Genomic DNA, 16,851 nt, shown 5'->3' with positions numbered 1-16,851 from the left:
ATTCTTCAATTTCCGGCAAATTGACGCTCGAAAAATTGCATCCACCAATCTTCTGGAACGGCTAAACAGGGAAATACGCCGTCGCACTAAAGTCGTAGGCATTTTCCCAAGTATGGATTCCTACATTCGCCTAGTGACCAGCTATCTTATCGAATATAGCGAGGACTGGTCTAGCGGGCGTTCTTATATAAATCCTATGCTTATCAACGAAATTCAACAACAGTTGAGCAAAAGCGCTTAGCTATTTCGGAGTGCGATGGTTTTTGCGAACATTCCTTGACACTATCTCCGTTCTACTGGTGAATTTCCGGCCATAGTACATCTCGCGCTTCAGTATTCCCCAGAAGCCCTCCATGGGACCATTGTCAATGCAGTGGGCTACGCGGGACATGCTTTGTGTCATTTTCTGTTTGACGATTCTATTGTGAAAACCGAGGCTCGTATACTGGAAACCGCGATCACTGTGAAACAGTGGATGTGCGGTTGGTTCTGCTTTTACTGCTGCATCGAACGTATCAAACGCCAGCCGGTTATCATTATGGTCGCGTACTACAAACGACACAATTCTGCGATCATAGAGATCCAATATGGCACTTAGATAAAGCTTACGCATGACGGGACCTTCAAAATATTTAAACTCGCTTACATCGGTCAGCCATTTTTCATTAGGGCTATCCGCATGGAACTTGCGATTTAGAAGGTTATCTGCTATATACGCCGGATTCGATGCGCAGCGAGTGCAACAGTTATGCGGATTTTTTATTGTAGATTGGATATGAAGTTTCCGAGTAATCCGCAGGATGCGTTTGTCGTTTACTTGTTCCTTGTATTTGCGATTTAGATCGTCTCGAATCCGGCGGTACCCTTTATCCGGATGCTGCGCATGGATTTCCATCACTTCTTGGGCTAGCCGTTCGTTTTCTTGCTCACGCAGGCTTTTGCCGTCATTGCGCCAATGGTAATAGGCCGACCGGCTGACATGCAGGATTTTACACAATATCTCAACTGGGTAATGCTTTTGCTTATCTTCAGCTAGAGCTTTTACGGCTTCGTATTCTCGTTCTTGACGCGTAAAGCCAAGACATCCCTTCTTTCCAGTTCCTGCAGTTTTTTTAGCACGTCAACCTCCATCTGCAACCTCCAGTTCTTGTGTTTCAACTGGGCAATTTCAGCCTCTAGTTTTTCTTGCGGGGTACGGCCAGGCAAGGTTCCAACCCGATGCCCACGCCGATCCTCTAGACCCACTTTTCCCATTTCTAGGTATTTTTTTGTCCATTGGTATACCTGTTGGTATGATACCTGGTATCTAAGGGCTGCTTCACCATAATTCGTATCATGGGCAAGACAGTATTTCACGATTTCCACACGCTCATTCTGCGTTACTTTTCTAGATTTCGACATGATTCGACTTCCTCCTGACCGGAGTTTGAACTCCTCATGTCCATTATACTGCTTTACCCAATGACGCAATTGGTAATCCGAGTGAATCTGGTATTTCTTGCAAATCCCCAATAGGGAATCATTTCCTTGCAGATAATCGGTCACAGCTGCAAGTTTCCGCTCTGGCGGATACACTCGATTGTTCTTCTGCGGTTTTAAACCAGCTTCACCTTCTGACTGGTACTGAAAAATCCATCTCCTCACTAGTTTCTGATCAACTTCCAGAGTGTTTGCTATATCGGCTATGCGCATGCTTTTGGCCAAATACCTCTTGCAAGCATCTATCTTCAAATCAGTCGAGACTTTTTCTTTATGTGGCATAAAATTACCCCCTAGATAGGACAATGTATTTTTTCATTGTCCTATCTAGGGGGAGCATATCAGTTTTTGTGCCGGGCAGCTTTTTTGAATGGTTTTTGCAGCTGCAAAAAGCAGATGCGTCAAGTTTTAAGAAATATAATATACTCCTTACTGTTACTTTGTTTTCATTTTCTTATTATCCAGATAAGGCTTAAGACGTTCCGGGTCGGGTGATACATATAATGTGGTTTGTTGGAAATAAATAACAAAGCCAGGTTTGGAGCCGGAAGGCTTTTTGACCTGTTTACGGTCCGTATAATCGACGGCAACACGGCTGGAAGCAGAGCCCTTGCTGAAATGAGCGGCCAATGACGCCGCAAGCTCAATCGCCTCTTTGCTGGCGGTTTGGCCTGGCGGCATTTGCAACAGAACATGCGAGCCAGGCATGTCTTTGGCATGAAACCACAAATCTCCTGGTTTGCCGCGGCGGAAGGTCAGCTCGTCATTTTGGCGGTTGTTGCGTCCTACCCAAATCAGACTTTGCTCAGGTCCTTGCACCTGCAGCGGTTGGCTGAGGGGAAGGGCGGCTTGTTTTTTCTTGGGGGCTGCTAAGAAACCTGTATTTACGAGTTCCTGGCGGATTTCTTGAATTTCTACAGTTGTTGCTGCCGTGTGCAGCATGGTTTGCACGCTGTCCAAATAAGAAAGCGTATCTGTTGTTTGCTGGATTTGCTCAGCTAAAACAATCTGACGCCGCTTGCTTTTATTATATTGCCGATAGCAATGCTGGGCGTTTTCGGCAGGCGTGCGCGCAGGGTCCAACGGAATTTTAACGATTGGCGTATCGGGTTCGAATAAGTTGGGGAGCATGGCTTCAGACGTTCCTTTTGCCACCAGATGCAGCTGCGCCATCAGCAGATCGCCGTAAAGGCGCCAATGATCGGCTAAGGAGGCGTCTTGGCATTCTTCCTCTAAAATATGCTTTTTACGAGACAGTTTTGTCAGTTCAGTTTGAACGACACGTTGTAATTCTTGCTGCTGTGGCAGTTGCTGCTGCGCTTCATGCCGGTGCAGCCAGGCTAAGGCGTCAAGCAGGGAGACGCAAGCTAGGGAAGTGGAGCCGTCGGGAAGTGTTGCAGGTAAAAAAGGAAGCAGCGCCTGGACTTTTCCATTGGGACGCAATACGGCATGGGCGTGCCAAAAATCTGGGTTTTGCAATTGTTTTTGCCAATTTGCGAGAACCTGCCAAATACGATGGACTAATGGGTCGTTAGTGCCTAGCTCTGCAGCGGCTGCAAGGCACGCTTCGGCTGTAAACGGGCCAACACCAGCCAACGTGGCCATCAGCGAGGCGGTTGGGGGGGCGCCTTGATTTGTTTGCAAGAGAAAGCGCTGCTCGAACAACTCTTGCTTGAGCGTTGCGAGATTTAATTTTCCTTCCAAGGGAGGGGTTTCATAAGGCAGGTTCGGTAGAATTTGCCGCAAGCGGCTGTCTTCGGGACCTACTCTTCGTACTGCATCGGCGATAAGGCCGTTGCGAAGAAAAATTAAATTGCTGTGACGTCCTGCAACTTCTAAGACGAGTTCTTTTTCAGTAAGTTGCCCGCCCTCTTCCCTGGCTGCAAAATTAAAAATCAGCAGTCTATCAAAGCCTGGCTGGCTGATGTTCAGCAAACGAGCGCCTTCTAAATGCTTACGCAGCAGCATGCAAAACGCAGGCGCTTGGGAGGGCGTTTCCGGACGCTCATCAAGAAGCAGAACGGCTGCCGAATTGGGCAGGCCGCAGAGAGAAAGAAAATAAGAATGTCCCGGCTGGCGCAGGGACAAAACGATAGTATGGGAATGGGGTTGGAACACCTTGTCTACGCGGCTGCCAATTAACTTGGCGGAAAGCTCCGCGGCAACGGCGCACCAGGTAAGGCCGTCGATACTAGCCATGCGCGTTCCTCCTTGCATAATAAAAGGTTGAACTCAGTATAGCATTCAAGGGCGTACGGGTCAATTTTAGAGCGATTTCGGGAGTAAAACGGAGATTTATCGGGTTTTTTACTTGCCAAGAACAGCTTCTGCCAGTACAATAAGTAGCAATGGATGACGCTGCTATTGGCAGCGCTAGTGCCGTTACTGAAGGGAATGGATGCGGCTAAGGAAAGAAGGGATAAGAATGCAGTTTTCTTTTAGCAAATGGCATGGTTGTGGGAATGATTTTATTTTAGTGGATGGAAGCAAGTACACCTTTCCTGATAATGCACAAGCGGCTATTGCAGTATGCGACAGGCACTTCGGCATTGGAGCGGATGGGCTAGTGCTGCTTTTGCCGTCACAGGAAGCTGATTTTGAAATGAGAATTTTTAATTCTGATGGCAGTGAAGCGGAGATGTGCGGCAATGTGACTCGCTGCATGGCTCGTTTTGCCTATGAAAACGGCTTGACAGACCAAAAAGAAATGACTTTTAAAACAAAAGCAGGCTTGATTCGTCCGAAGCTGCTGGAAGACGGACAGGTTCGGGTGGATATGGGGGAACCTAAGCTGGCAGCAAAGGACATCCCTGTTAAAGATGGCGGAGAGGAACGCGTTGTCAACCGGTCTTTGCAAACAGAGCATGGAGACTTTGCTGTTACTTGCGTATCCATGGGCAATCCGCATGCGGTGATCTTTGTAGACGATGCGGAAGCGGTCCCGCTGGAGCTTTGGGGGCCGAAACTGGAAACACATGCTTTTTTTCCTCGCAAGACCAATGTGGAATTTGTCCAGGTTATCAATCGCCAAGCATTGCGCATGCGTGTATGGGAACGCGGCGCTGGGGTTACGCTGGCTTGCGGCACTGGCTCTTGTGCAACCGTAACGGCGGCCGTGTTGAACGGACTGGCGGAAAGACGCTGTAAAGTGGCTCTCGACGGCGGTGTACTGGAAGTGGAATGGTCGGAAGAAGATAATCATGTGTATTTGACAGGGCCGGCGACAGAAGTATTTCGCGGTTCCTGCCGCCTGCGCGGACAGGAGGCGGTATAGTGATCCAGAGCATGACTGGTTTTGGGCGCGGTGAAGCGACCTCTCCTGTGCAAGAAGGCGCCAGCTTCCGCATGCAAGTGGAGATTAAATCGGTAAATCATCGCTATGGCGAAGTAGTCGTACGTATGCCTAAATCACTGTTGGTGCTGGAAGAACGCGTACGTCGGCTTGTTTCGGCAAAGCTGCAACGCGGCCGGGTAGATGTATTTATTTCTTTTGAGGAAGTTGGCTCGAAGGCCGCTAATGTGCAAGTGGATTATGAATTGGCTAAAGCCTATTTTCAAGCGGGCCAGGAGTTGGCGACGCAATTGGGATTGCCCCAAACGCTGACGGTGGAGCAGCTGCTGCGCTATCCGGATATTATCAGAGTAACGGAAGCGCAGGAAGATGCCGAAAACCGCTGGCCTGTGCTGCAGGAAGCGTTAGAGGCGGCTTTATACCAGCTTCTGGCGATGCGGCGTCAGGAAGGCTGCAATTTGCAAGAGGATTTTGTGCGGCGTATTGCCTTGCTTCGGGAACGGTTGCAGATGGTGGAAGGCCGGGCGCCCCAAGTAGCTTGCGAATATCAGGAAAAACTGCTCCTTAAGCTGCGAGAACTTTTGGCAGCGGCGGGAACGGCTCCAGATGAGAGCCGAGTGCTCCAAGAAGCGGCGCTTTTTGCCGATCGCATCGGCATTGTAGAGGAAATCGTTCGTTTTCGCAGTCATTTAGACCAGTTTACGGCTACCTTGTCTGTACTGGAGCCGGTGGGGCGGAAACTCGATTTTTTACTGCAGGAACTCAATCGGGAAGCCAATACCATGGCGTCAAAAGCCAATGATTTTGAATTGGGGAAAATCGTCGTGGAAATGAAAAGCGAGCTTGAAAAAATGCGCGAACAAGTGCAAAACGTAGAATAAGCTAGTATGTTACGGTCAAATTAACGTTTAGGAGGATGTATTTATGGACATCAAGTTGATCAATATTGGGTTTGGTAATATTGTTTCTGCTAACCGCATTATTTCGATAGTCAGCCCTGAATCAGCGCCAATCAAGCGGATTATTCAAGAAGCTCGCGACAGGGGCATGCTGATTGACGCTACCTACGGACGTCGTACTCGGGCGGTCATCATTGCTGATAGCGATCATGTCATTTTGTCCGCAGTACAGCCGGAAACGGTGGCGCATCGTTTGGTGAACAAGGATAGCGGCAGCGATCCTCAAGACTAAAATAAAAGCGAGGGAAGCGGCTATGGCGCAAACTAAGGGGATTTTAATTGTAATCTCAGGCCCTTCCGGGACCGGCAAGGGCACGGTGTGCAAGGAATTGCTGCAGCAATTGCCATACCTTGAATTTTCTATTTCCGCTACGACTAGAGCCCCTCGGGAGGGGGAGGTTCATGGCGTGAACTACTGGTTTACGCCAAAAGAACGTTTTCAGGATATGATCCAGGAAAAAGCCTTGTTGGAATGGGCGGAAGTATATGGAAATTATTACGGCACGCCGCGAAATTACGTGTTGGAGCGTTTAGAGGCAGGCAGTGATGTTTTGCTGGAGATTGACACGCAAGGCGCGTTGCAGGTAAAGGAAAGCTATCCGGATGGAGTTTTTGTCTTTTTGATGCCGCCTTCGTTGACCGAGTTGCGGCGGCGTATAGCCGGCCGGGGGACGGAAACAGCGGACGTAATTGAACGCCGCTTGCAAGCGGCGGAGCACGAAGTGACCTTGGCTTCTAAATACGACTACGTGTTGGTGAATGACATAGTGGCTGATGCCGTTGCCAAAATTAAGGGAATTGTGATGGCAGAAAAGTGTCGCGTACGGCGCAACGCCGCCTTGATTGCAAGCATGCAAAAATTTGGAGATATTTCACATACGGGGGAATTGATATGATAAAACCATCTTTAGATGTATTGATGACAAAAGTGGACAGCAAATATACGCTGGTAGTTTTAGCGGCTAAACGAGCTCGGACCTTGCTGGATGAAGAACCGGGAGCGTTAGAAGGACGCGCCAAAAAGCAAGTTACCGTAGCGCTGGAGGAAATCGCCGCTGACCGCGTGACCTATGAACGGACAAAACACGGAATCAAGTAAAGGGGGCGACTGCCATGCCTTTTACAGGAAAGACTGTTGTGGTGGGCGTGTGCGGCGGCATTGCCGCTTATAAGGCGGTGGAGCTTGTCAGTCGGCTGCGCAAGCAAATGGCGACGGTGCATGTGATCATGACGCAGCATGCTGCTGAGTTTGTGACTCCGTTGACGTTTCGGGAATTGAGCGGCCAGCCGGTGGTTGTCAGCATGTGGGATGAGCCTAAAAATTGGCATGTGGAGCATATTGCGTTAGCAACGGCGGCGGATTTATTTATCGTAGCGCCGGCTACTGCTAATATTCTGGGCAAATTGGCTGCTGGTATTGCTGATGATATGCTTTCAACAACCATTATGGCGACGCAAGCTCCAGTGTTGCTGGCGCCAGCGATGAATACCAATATGTATCTTAATCCGATTGTGCAGAAAAATCTGCGGACGCTGGCGGAGTTGGGGTATTCTATTTTGCCGCCAGCCTGCGGCAAGCTGGCCTGTGGTACCGAAGGCCCGGGGCGCTTGCCGGAGCCGGTGGAAATTGTCGAGGCGGCAGCGGCTGTGCTGAGAGAAAAGAAAAGTCTCCAAGGCGTACGGGTGCTGGTGACGGCTGGCGGTACAAGAGAGCCTATTGATCCGGTGCGCTATCTGGGCAACCGCTCCAGCGGCAAGATGGGTTATGCCATTGCCGCTCAGGCGGCGCGTCGCGGGGCCGAGGTTATTCTTGTTTCTGGTCCGGTTGCGCTGGAGACGCCTGCGGGGGTAACGCGAATCAATGTGGAATCAGCGGCGCAGATGCGCGAAGCGGTGCTGCGTGAATTTCCAAAGGTACAGGTGGTAGTCAAGGCGGCGGCTGTGGCCGACTATGCGGTTGAGCATCCGGCGGAGCATAAAATTAAAAAGAATGATGAACAACTGACGTTGGTTTTGAGGAAAAATCCTGATATTCTCAAAGAATTGGGTGAAAAGAAACAGAGCCAATTGTTAGTGGGCTTTGCGGCGGAAACTCGAGAGCTTCTTACTCACGCCAGAGAAAAGCTAGAAAAGAAGAATTTGGATTTAATTGTGGCTAATGACGTGACTATGCCTGGCGCTGGTTTTCAAAGCGATACCAATATTGTCAAGATATTGCGTCGTGACGGCGCCATGGAGGAGTGGCCGCAACTGTCTAAAGAGGAAGTGGCAGCCCGTTTATGGGATATGCTTGAAAAAATGTTGGCTGAAACAGTTGCTTTTTCTTGATGCAGTCTATATAATTTAATTTGTATTTTCTCTACAAATGCATAAGCAAACCATCCAGAGTTGGCTGAGGGACTGGCCCGATGAAGCTGCGGCAACCATTGCTATTAAGGCAAAACGGTGCCAATTCCTGCATCTGTTGATGCGAGATGGGAGTAAGGACTAAGTTCCCTCCCTTTTTCGGGAGGGTTTCTTTTTTAGTCGAAAAATAGGAGGCGAAGCATTCTTGAAGAAACGAGTATTATTTACATCGGAATCAGTAACAGAAGGACATCCGGATAAGCTGGCGGATCAAGTATCCGACGCTGTTTTGGACGCCATTCTGGAAAAGGACCCGCAGGCTCGTGTGGCTTGCGAGACCTTAGTAACGACCGGCCTGGTTCATGTGGTTGGTGAAATCACCACCTCATGCTATGTGGATATTCCGCATATTGTCAGGGAGACGGTAAAGGAAATTGGCTATACTCGCGCCAAGTTCGGCTTTGATGGAGATACTTGCGGTGTAATGGTGTCTATTGACGAGCAGTCGCCTGATATTGCCATGGGCGTTAATGAGGCGTTGGAGGCAAAACAGGGCAATACCGATTTAATGGAAGCTATTGGCGCAGGCGACCAGGGGATGATGTTCGGCTATGCTACGAACGAAACTCCGGAATTCATGCCGTTGCCGATTGCGTTGGCGCATCGCCTATCACGGCGTCTGGCGGAAATTCGCAAGACCGATGTGGTAGACTATCTGCGTCCTGACGGCAAAACCCAGGTCACTGTGGAATACGAAGACGGCGTGCCTGTACGTATCGACGCGATCGTTATTTCCACGCAGCATGGCCCGGAAGTAACGCGCGAGCAAATCGAAGCGGATTTGCGCAAGCATGTCATTGAACCGGTAGTGCCAGCAAAATTCTTGGATGATAAAACCAAGTATTATATTAATCCTACCGGACGTTTTGTGGTGGGCGGCCCTCAGGGCGACGCCGGCTTGACGGGACGTAAAATCATCGTTGATACTTATGGCGGCATGGCTCGTCATGGCGGCGGCGCATTCTCCGGCAAGGATCCGACAAAGGTAGATCGCTCCGGTGCTTATGCAGCGCGGTATGTCGCTAAAAACATCGTAGCCGCCGGTTTGGCGGACAAATGTGAAATTCAGCTGGCTTATGCCATTGGCGTAGCTCAGCCGGTATCGATCATGGTGGAAACCTTTGGCACGGCCAAAGTGGAGGAAACCTTGATTGCAGAGCTGATTAAAAAGCACTTTGATCTGCGGCCTGCGGGCATTATCAAAATGCTGGATCTGCGTCGTCCTTTGTATCGCCAAACAGCCGCCTACGGTCATTTTGGCCGTACCGACGTCGAGCTTCCTTGGGAGCAGACAGACAAAGCCGCTGCCATTCGCAGCGACGCTGGAATGTAAGAGTAATAGGAACAGCCTTGATCGAGTTTTTTGCTCGGTCAGGGCTGTTTTTTCTTGGTCAGATATACATCGTGACGGCGACAACGAACCGCGAAATACACGAAATACGCGAAAGGGTTTATGAATGCGACTCTCGTTCAATCCTTCCTGCTTTTTGTATGGCATCTCCAGGCGCTTTCCACTATACTAGATATATAACGACAATGGGTGAAAGGGATGAATTGATGGAAACAGTTGTGGCGGATGTACTGGTGAATATTGCCGCCAGGCGGGTGGAAAAACCTTTTACCTATGCGATTCCTAATGTGTTACAAGAAGAAGTTCAGCGCGGCTGTCGGGTGCTGGTTCCCTTTGGAGCCAGACTGGAAGAAGGCTTTGTTTGGCAGGTGCGCAGTTGTTCGCAGGAAGAAGAAAGCAACTGGAAAGAGATTAACGCTTGTCTGGACCTAGTGCCTTGGTTTGATGAAGCGGCCTTGTCCACGGCTCAGTGGCTTAGCCGCTATTATTTATGCACTTTGGCCGAAGCGCTGCGCCTTTTTGTGCCCGGCAAGCGCAGCGTACGTACAGAACGGATTTATTTTGCCGGTGAAGAGGAGCCGGAAGGGTTTTCTTTGGCGGAGCTGGCGCTTTGGAATTTGTTTAAAGAGCGAAGTTCTTGGACGGAAAAAGGCTTTTGCCAACAGGCGGGAGAGGACGGCATCCGTATTTTACGCCGCTGGTGTCGCCTGGGTTTGGCGAAAAGTTATTGGCAAGGACGACGGCGGACCCAGGAGAAGACCGAATCCATTTGGTTGGCCCAAGAACTTTCCTTGGAGGAAAGGCAATCGGCGCTGCTTGGACTGGAACGGAAGAAAGCCCAAGCGGCGGCTTTGCAGTGGCTGTGGGAGCATCCTTTTCTGCAGCGTTCTCAACTGGCTCAAAGCGGTATTAGCCTAGGGGTGTTGAAAGCATTGACAGATGCCGGTCTGGTTCGACGCGAGGAACGACGTGTATATCGTCAGGACATCTATTTGAGCGAGGGCGCAAGCGAACTAGAACCGCTGAACGAGGCGCAGCAGCAGGCGATGGCGGCGCTTGACAAGGGATTGGACGGGAAAGAGACTCAGGAGTTTTTGCTTTTTGGCGTTACCGGGAGCGGTAAGACGCGGGTGTATTTAGAAGCTGTGCGCAAGGTGCTGTGTAATAAACAGCAGGCTATTGTTCTAGTGCCGGAAATTGGCTTGACAGGACAATTGGTACGGCGGTTTCGCGCCGTTCTTGGAGAACAGCAGGTTGTTGTATGGCACAGCCGTCTTTCCGAAGGAGAGAGGCTGGATGCTTGGGACCGTATTCACAGCGGTCAAGCCAGCGTAATTATCGGCGCTCGTTCGGCTGTTTTTGCACCGGCGCATCGCTTAGGGCTGGTGATTCTGGATGAGGAGCATGACGGCGCTTATAAACAGGAGGAGCGGCCAAGATACCATGCGCGTGACGTAGCGCGGGAACGCTGCCGCCAAACAGGGGCGGTCTTGCTTTTGGGCAGCGCAACTCCTTCACTGGAAACGTATGAGCGGGCTGTAAGCCGAGAAGGAATGTTGCTGGAGCTGCCGGAGCGGGCTACTGCGGCTCCGTTGCCGCAAGTGACGATTGTGGACATGCGGCAGGAGTTAAAGATGGGAAATCGCAAAATTCTTTCGCGTCAGCTGCGAGCCGCTCTAGACGCGGCTTTAACACAGCAAGAGCAGGCTATTATCCTCTTGAATCGACGCGGCTACGCCACCTTTGTTATGTGCCGAGAATGCGGCCATACTATGGAATGTCCACATTGCAGCGTTTCGCTTGTTTATCATGCGTCCGCCAAAATACTGCGCTGTCATTATTGTGATTACCAGGAACATGTACCTGATGTTTGCCCTGTTTGCTCCAGTCGTTATATTCGTTTTTTTGGCAGTGGTACGCAAAAACTAGAAGAAGAATTGCGATGCAATTGGCCGGAGGCGAGAATCGCCCGAATGGATCAGGATACGGTAGGACGTAAGCATGCGCACGAAGATATTTTAACGGCTTTTCGGGAACGGCGGTATGATATTTTGCTGGGAACGCAAATGGTGGCGAAAGGTCACGATCTGCCCTTTGTAACGGCTGTAGGCGTAATTGCGGCTGATAGTTCTCTTCATTTGCCGGACTTTCGAGCGGCGGAGCGGGCCTTTTCCTTGATTACCCAGGCGGCAGGCAGAGCTGGGAGAAGAGAAAAAGCCGGTAACGTAGTTGTACAGACGTATAATCCGGAACATTACGCTGTTGCAACGGCGCAGCTACAAGATTTTCCTCGCTTTTGTCAAGAAGAGAGGTCTTTTCGCAAAGCTTTGGGGTATCCTCCTTTTTCACGCTTGATTTCTTTGACAATCGCCGTAGAAGAAGAACTATCTGCGCAGCATAAAGCCGCACAGATAGCGGAGATTTTAAAAGCGGAGCTGCCTCAAGAAGCTGCAGATATTATGGGACCCTGTCCGGCTCCATTGGCAAGAATTCAAAATTTGTTTCGAATGCAGTTGTTTTTAAAATGTCATCAGCCTGAAGTCGTAAAAGAGGCTTTATGTAGATTGCCCATTGAAGGCGATCCTCAGATTACGATTGACGTGGACCCCCTGCATGTATTATAAAAAGAACCTAATTATAGCCGAATTTGACAGATATGTAAGATACTGTTCATGGAGTTTTCAGCTTGCTTATGATACAATAAGATATTGCGAAGTACTATCAAGTGTAAAAAGGAGGGGGCCACAATGGCTACTCTAGAAATACGCAAAGCTGGCGATCCTGTTTTGAAAAAACAGTGCCAAGCCGTGGAAAAAGTTACAGGGAAAATCAAAAAATTGTTAGACGATATGGCGGAAACGATGCAGGTGGCAGACGGCGTTGGTCTGGCCGCGCCACAGGTGGGCGTAGAATTGCGAATCGTTGTTATTGACGTAGGCGAAGGCTTAATTGAGTTGATTAATCCGGTGCTTTTGGAAAAGGAAGGTTGTCAAAAGGGCCTGGAGGGCTGCTTAAGCGTGCCAGGCGTTTTCGGGGAAGTGGAGCGCTATGAAAAGGTCGTAGTGGAAGGGTTGAACCGCTCAGGTCGAAAAATCCGCGTAACTGGCAGTGGTCTTTTGGCGCGAGCGTTGCAGCATGAAATGGATCACTTGGATGGTGTGCTGTTCGTGGAAAAGGCGGATTCGCTGCAAAAAGAGGGGGCTTCGTCATGAAGTCTCTTCGTGTTGTTTTTATGGGAACCCCGGATTTTGCGGTGCCTTGCTTAGAAGCCTTGCTAGCGGCAGGCCATGAAGTGGCGGCGGTCATTACGCAGCCGGATCGACCTCGCGGGCGCGGGCGCAAGCTATCGTTCTCGCCGGTAAAAACCTGCGCAGTTGAGCACGGCCTAGAAGTATTACAGCCGGAAAAAATCAAAACGCCCGAGTTCGAGAAAGTTCTGCGGGAGTTGGCGCCGGACGTGATGGTAGTTGTGGCTTTTGGACAGATTCTTTCTCCTGCCATCCTGTCTATTCCACCGCTTGGATGTGTGAATGTGCATGCTTCATTGCTACCGTATTATCGGGGAGCGGCGCCGATTCACTGGGCGGTCATGCAAGGAGAAACGAAAACCGGCGTGACAACCATGTATATGGATGAAGGCCTGGATACGGGCGATATGATTCTCAAAAAGGAAATTGCTATTTCACAAGATGCTTCTACCGGAGAGGTTCATGATCAGCTTATGCAAAAAGGGGCCCTGTTGTTGCAGGAAACGCTGGCTTTAATCGCAGAAGGAAAAGCGCCTCGTACTAAGCAGGATCATAATGTATCGACGTATGCTCCGCTTTTAAAAGCCGACATAGAGCAACTGGACTGGAATCGTTCAGCGCAAGAGCTTCATAATCGTATTCGGGGGCTTTCACCCTGGCCGGGCGCGTACTGTCGGTATGCCGGGGGACGGTTGAAAGTTTGGAAAAGCCGCCTTTGTGAAGAAGCTGCTCCTGAGGGAACGGTTCCTGGACGTATTGCCCGTTTATCTGTAGAAGGATTTGTTGTGGAAACAGGCGATGGTCTATTGGAACTATTGGAAGTGCAGCCGGAAAATAAGCGTCGCATGAAAGCTTCGGAATGCGCCTGCGGCTATTCCCTGCAGCCTGGAGACAGGCTGGTATAAGGAGGAAGATGGATGGAGATGATGCAAGTCATGACCAGACCTAAAAAGCGTTTGTTTTTGGCCTTGCTTTTGGCCAGCCTGGTTGTGGCGGCTCTTTCTACCTATGGGTTGTGGAAGGTTAGCGCTCCAGGGTTGTCGTCCATCAGTCAGCATTTACCGCTTCTTTTGGGAGCAATGCTGCTATTAGTGGTGGCCGTAGGGGCTTTAAGCGTTATGGGCGTAATTCTGGCTTTAATGGGGCTGCCAACCTTTGGCATTTTTAAAGGCGTAGCCTGGACTGTAATTAATATGCTCTTTCCGGTAGCGACGTTTTTGGGACGTTTGCTGGATGTAAATAAGGAACGAGTAGAGCGATCCTTTATTGAAGTCAGCAATCAACTGATTCGCCAGAAACATGTTAAGGTAAAACCGGAGCAGCTGTTGATTTTGACGCCTCATTGTATTCAACTGGATACCTGCCCGCATAAGATTACGCGCGATATTGCCAATTGCAAAAAATGCGGCGGCTGCCAGGTGGGCGATTTGCTGCGGCTTTCTGAGAAATACGGCGTTCATGTAGCTATTGTTACAGGGGGAACCTTGGCGCGCAAAGTAATTAAGACGCTGCGCCCTAGGGCGGTGCTGGCTATTGCTTGTGAACGGGATTTGACCAGCGGCATCCAGGATGTGTTTCCTTTACCGGTTATCGGTGTGCTGAACGAGCGTCCTTATGGACCTTGTTGTAATACTAAGGTGCAAATGTCAGCGGTTGAGCAGGCGGTATTGCAATTTATTGATACCAATGGAAGAAAGGCTTGAAAGAGAGCATGAATGCTAGAGCGGTTGCTTTAAAAATAATTCAAGACGTTACGGTTCGCGGCGCTTACGCTAATATTGCGTTAGCGAAAGAACTAGCGAAGCAGCGCGAATTGTCCGGACCGGATCGGCGTCTTGTGACAGAACTTGTATATGGAACGTTGAAAGCCCAGGGAACCTTAGATTGGGCGTTGAGTCATTTTTTGAATCGTCCTTTGAGCAAGCTAACTCCGGTTATCCGGGATATTTTACGCATGAGCGTATACCAACTGTTATTTTTAGACCGCATACCTCCCTCGGCCGCCTGTAATGAGGCGGTAGAGCTGGCAAAACGGAATGGCCATATTGGCGTGGCCCGCTTTGTCAATGGCGTATTGCGGTCTTTGCTGCGGCAGCCGGAAAAAATAGCGTATCCCGAAGCGGCGGATGATGCGGCAGGATATCTGTCATTGCGGCATCTGCATCCGCGCTGGCTAGTGGAGCGCTGGTTGGGGCAGTTGGGCTTTGAAGCCACGGAAGCGCTTTGTCGTTTTAATAACCAGCCGCCGCCTCTTTCTGTACGAACCAATCTGCAACGCATCAGCCGCGAGGCGCTGCAAACGCGTTTGGCAGCGGAAGGGGTGCGCTGTGAACCGTCTGCGCTAGCGCCGGAAGGGCTGCTATTGTTAGAGGCGCCGCCTCTAACATCCTTGGCTTCCTTTCGTGAAGGATTATACCAGGTGCAGGATGAAAGCTCTATGCTGGTAGCGCATGTAGTGACGCCGCAGCCGGGAGAGACCGTTATTGACGCTTGTGCTGCGCCAGGCGGGAAAACGACGCATTTAGCCGAGCGAATGCAAAATAAAGGAACGATTTGGGCTTGCGATGTGCACGCTCATAAAATGGATTTATTGCAGGACAATGCTGATCGGTTGGGGTTGCAGGTTATTCATCCCCGTTGTTTGGATGCGCGGGATATTGGCAAGACTTGGCCTGCTCAGGCGGATCGGCTGTTAGTGGATGCGCCTTGTTCAGGACTCGGTGTGCTGCGTCGTCGAGCGGACGCTCGTTGGCGCAAAGAGATTGGCCAAATTAAGGAACTGACGATATTACAACGGGAAATTCTTGAAGGCGCAGCTCCCGCCCTAAAGGTTGGCGGCGTTTTAGTTTATAGCACCTGTACGGTGGAACCGGCCGAAAACCGCCAAATGATAGAATGGTTTTTGGCGCAGCATCCGGAGTTTGAGCTGGAAGACGCAGGCGCGTTACTGCCTGTGCCGCGACAGGGAGAAAAGATGGTGCAGTTTTGGCCCCATATCGACGGTACTGACGGTTTCTTTCTTTGCCGGCTGCGCAAGGTAAAGGATGTGGCGGTATGATTTCATTTTTAGGGTTGTCCCGGCAGCAGGCGGAAGCGGCTGCCGTTTCCCTAGGCTTGAAAAAGTACAGAGGTAAGCAGATTCTGGAATGGATATATAATAAAGGCGCCGCTTCATTTGCAGAGATGACTAATATCTCACAAAAAGAGCGCGAGTTTTTACAGGAGCAAGCGCAAATTGGCTGGCCGGAGCTTGTTGCGCAACAAGCCGATGCGGCAGGAGAAACATTTAAATACCTTTTGGGTTTTGCCGATGGCATTCGTGTGGAAACAGTACTAATGCGCCATCCTTACGGCTATAGTCTTTGCGTTTCTTCACAGGCGGGCTGCGCCATGGGCTGTGTGTTTTGCGCCTCTACGCTGCACGGGTTGGAGCGCAATCTGACAGCGGCGGAAATGCTGGCGCAGGTTCTCTTTGCCCAGCGCGAGTTGAATCGGATGCAAGCTGGGAGACTGCATAGCTTTGTCATTATGGGTTCGGGAGAGCCCCTTCACAATTATGAAGAAGTATTGCGTTTTGTGCAGTTGTGTCATGATCCGGAAGTGCTGGGATTGGGCTATCGTCATATGGCTCTTTCTACCTGCGGTATCGTACCGGCGATGGAACGGTTGCGCCAAGAAGGGCTGCCATTGACGCTTTCGGTTTCTTTGCATGCGCCCAATGATGAACTGCGCTCGCGAATTATGCCTGTGAATCGAACCTATTCGTTGCAGGCTCTCTTGACGGCGGCTGACGCATACGCGGCAGCTACAGGGCGCCGCGTAACCTATGAGTATACACTAATGGAAGGATGGAATGATTCGCAGCTACAGGCGGAAGAGTTAGCGGCGTTACTGCGCGGACGCTTATGCCATGTGAATTTGATTCCGGTCAATGCGGTAGCGGAGAGAGGAATTGCCAGGCCGTCGCCGCAGCGGGTCGAGGCTTTTGCGAAAGTGTTGCAGGCTAGAGGGATTTCCGTTACGGTGCGCCGGGAACGGGGTGTAGATATTCAGGCGGCCTGCGGGCAGTTGCGTAATCGAAATCGCAATGAAAGCGCCAAGGAGGAAGAAACGTGA

General features: G+C 50.4%; 16 protein-coding genes, 1 pseudogene and 1 riboswitch. Of the genes and pseudogenes, 14 read left to right on the top strand and 3 right to left on the bottom strand.

The genetic code is table 11. The annotated features are described in order from the left end of the window. Window positions 1-241, top strand: a 241-nt coding sequence (locus tag C508_RS0109110) for a transposase (RefSeq protein ID WP_018703249.1), incomplete at its 5' end; no start/stop codon positions are given. On the opposite strand, the pseudogene C508_RS18210 reads toward C508_RS0109110, so the two are convergent. The 3 genes and pseudogenes from C508_RS18210 to C508_RS0109095 form a co-directional block, all read right to left on the bottom strand. Then, window positions 242-1,003: pseudogene (locus C508_RS18210) on the bottom strand (IS3 family transposase); the annotation flags it as partial. Window positions 1,004-1,041: 38 nt separating this feature from the next. Further along, window positions 1,042-1,761, bottom strand: coding sequence for a helix-turn-helix domain-containing protein (locus C508_RS18205; RefSeq protein ID WP_018703247.1), 720 nt, complete (start codon window positions 1,759-1,761; stop codon window positions 1,042-1,044). A 153-nt stretch (window positions 1,762-1,914) separates the two neighbouring features. Then, window positions 1,915-3,678, bottom strand: coding sequence for an Rqc2 family fibronectin-binding protein (locus tag C508_RS0109095; protein WP_018703246.1), 1,764 nt, complete (start codon window positions 3,676-3,678; stop codon window positions 1,915-1,917). 226 nt (window positions 3,679-3,904) lie between these two features. Between C508_RS0109095 and dapF the strand changes: the two genes are divergently transcribed. The 13 genes from dapF to rlmN all read left to right on the top strand — a co-directional run bounded on the left by dapF (window position 3,905) and on the right by rlmN (window position 16,851). Next, window positions 3,905-4,753, top strand: coding sequence for a diaminopimelate epimerase (dapF, locus tag C508_RS0109090; RefSeq protein WP_018703245.1), 849 nt, complete (start codon window positions 3,905-3,907; stop codon window positions 4,751-4,753). Beyond that, entirely contained in the window at window positions 4,753-5,652 is a 900-nt protein-coding gene (locus C508_RS0109085; protein WP_018703244.1) for a YicC/YloC family endoribonuclease, read from the top strand. Before dapF ends, C508_RS0109085 begins: the two co-directional genes overlap by 1 nt. A 43-nt stretch (window positions 5,653-5,695) precedes the next feature. Next, window positions 5,696-5,962 carry an extracellular matrix/biofilm regulator RemA gene (gene remA / locus C508_RS0109080; protein WP_018703243.1) on the top strand — a complete coding sequence of 89 codons (267 nt, stop codon included), beginning with the start codon at window positions 5,696-5,698 and terminating at the stop codon, window positions 5,960-5,962. Window positions 5,963-5,984: 22 nt separating this feature from the next. Continuing rightward, window positions 5,985-6,626, top strand: coding sequence for a guanylate kinase (gmk, locus tag C508_RS0109075; protein WP_018703242.1), 642 nt, complete (start codon window positions 5,985-5,987; stop codon window positions 6,624-6,626). After that, window positions 6,623-6,829: a DNA-directed RNA polymerase subunit omega gene (rpoZ, locus tag C508_RS0109070; RefSeq protein WP_018703241.1), complete on the top strand. Its 207-nt coding sequence runs from the start codon at window positions 6,623-6,625 to the stop codon at window positions 6,827-6,829. The genes gmk and rpoZ overlap by 4 nt, the downstream gene beginning before the upstream one ends. Before the next feature lie 14 nt (window positions 6,830-6,843). Beyond that, window positions 6,844-8,058 (top strand): bifunctional phosphopantothenoylcysteine decarboxylase/phosphopantothenate--cysteine ligase CoaBC, encoded by a 1,215-nt coding sequence (gene coaBC, locus C508_RS0109065; RefSeq protein WP_018703240.1) that lies wholly within the window; start codon window positions 6,844-6,846, stop codon window positions 8,056-8,058. 47 nt (window positions 8,059-8,105) lie between these two features. Then, a riboswitch (SAM riboswitch) is annotated at window positions 8,106-8,211 on the top strand. Between the two features lie 70 nt (window positions 8,212-8,281). After that, on the top strand, window positions 8,282-9,469 hold the full coding sequence (metK, locus tag C508_RS0109060) for a methionine adenosyltransferase (RefSeq protein WP_018703239.1): 1,188 nt from the start codon (window positions 8,282-8,284) through the stop codon (window positions 9,467-9,469). Window positions 9,470-9,693: 224 nt separating this feature from the next. Continuing rightward, window positions 9,694-12,111, top strand: coding sequence for a primosomal protein N' (priA, locus tag C508_RS0109055; protein ID WP_018703238.1), 2,418 nt, complete (start codon window positions 9,694-9,696; stop codon window positions 12,109-12,111). 123 nt (window positions 12,112-12,234) lie between these two features. Further along, window positions 12,235-12,699, top strand: coding sequence for a peptide deformylase (def, locus tag C508_RS0109050; RefSeq protein ID WP_018703237.1), 465 nt, complete (start codon window positions 12,235-12,237; stop codon window positions 12,697-12,699). After that, complete coding sequence (gene fmt / locus C508_RS0109045; RefSeq protein WP_018703236.1) at window positions 12,696-13,640, top strand: methionyl-tRNA formyltransferase; 945 nt, start codon at window positions 12,696-12,698, stop codon at window positions 13,638-13,640. Before def ends, fmt begins: the two co-directional genes overlap by 4 nt. A gap of 18 nt (window positions 13,641-13,658) precedes the next feature. After that, window positions 13,659-14,438 carry a DUF116 domain-containing protein gene (locus tag C508_RS0109040; RefSeq protein ID WP_026319454.1) on the top strand — a complete coding sequence of 260 codons (780 nt, stop codon included), beginning with the start codon at window positions 13,659-13,661 and terminating at the stop codon, window positions 14,436-14,438. A gap of 8 nt (window positions 14,439-14,446) precedes the next feature. Continuing rightward, complete coding sequence (gene rsmB, locus C508_RS0109035) at window positions 14,447-15,793, top strand: 16S rRNA (cytosine(967)-C(5))-methyltransferase RsmB (RefSeq protein WP_026319453.1); 1,347 nt, start codon at window positions 14,447-14,449, stop codon at window positions 15,791-15,793. Then, window positions 15,790-16,851, top strand: a complete 1,062-nt coding sequence (gene rlmN / locus C508_RS0109030; protein ID WP_018703233.1) for a dual-specificity RNA methyltransferase RlmN — start codon at window positions 15,790-15,792, stop codon at window positions 16,849-16,851. Before rsmB ends, rlmN begins: the two co-directional genes overlap by 4 nt.

The sequence above is a fragment of the Anaeromusa acidaminophila DSM 3853 genome (genome assembly GCF_000374545.1).
Lineage (GTDB): Bacteria > Bacillota > Negativicutes > Anaeromusales > Anaeromusaceae > Anaeromusa > Anaeromusa acidaminophila.
The sequence above is the reverse complement of the archived record's forward strand: the minus strand, read 5'-3'. Positions and strand labels throughout refer to the sequence as shown.

Coding starts and splice junctions, on each gene's coding strand:
- C508_RS18205 (WP_018703247.1), bottom strand. CDS start 1,761: ATGCCACATAAAGAAAAAGTCTCGACTGATTTGAAGATAGATGCTTGC.
- C508_RS0109095 (WP_018703246.1), bottom strand. CDS start 3,678: ATGGCTAGTATCGACGGCCTTACCTGGTGCGCCGTTGCCGCGGAGCTT.
- dapF (WP_018703245.1), top strand. CDS start 3,905: ATGCAGTTTTCTTTTAGCAAATGGCATGGTTGTGGGAATGATTTTATT.
- remA (WP_018703243.1), top strand. CDS start 5,696: ATGGACATCAAGTTGATCAATATTGGGTTTGGTAATATTGTTTCTGCT.
- gmk (WP_018703242.1), top strand. CDS start 5,985: ATGGCGCAAACTAAGGGGATTTTAATTGTAATCTCAGGCCCTTCCGGG.
- rpoZ (WP_018703241.1), top strand. CDS start 6,623: ATGATAAAACCATCTTTAGATGTATTGATGACAAAAGTGGACAGCAAA.
- coaBC (WP_018703240.1), top strand. CDS start 6,844: ATGCCTTTTACAGGAAAGACTGTTGTGGTGGGCGTGTGCGGCGGCATT.
- priA (WP_018703238.1), top strand. CDS start 9,694: ATGGAAACAGTTGTGGCGGATGTACTGGTGAATATTGCCGCCAGGCGG.
- def (WP_018703237.1), top strand. CDS start 12,235: ATGGCTACTCTAGAAATACGCAAAGCTGGCGATCCTGTTTTGAAAAAA.
- fmt (WP_018703236.1), top strand. CDS start 12,696: ATGAAGTCTCTTCGTGTTGTTTTTATGGGAACCCCGGATTTTGCGGTG.
- C508_RS0109040 (WP_026319454.1), top strand. CDS start 13,659: ATGATGCAAGTCATGACCAGACCTAAAAAGCGTTTGTTTTTGGCCTTG.
- rsmB (WP_026319453.1), top strand. CDS start 14,447: ATGAATGCTAGAGCGGTTGCTTTAAAAATAATTCAAGACGTTACGGTT.
- rlmN (WP_018703233.1), top strand. CDS start 15,790: ATGATTTCATTTTTAGGGTTGTCCCGGCAGCAGGCGGAAGCGGCTGCC.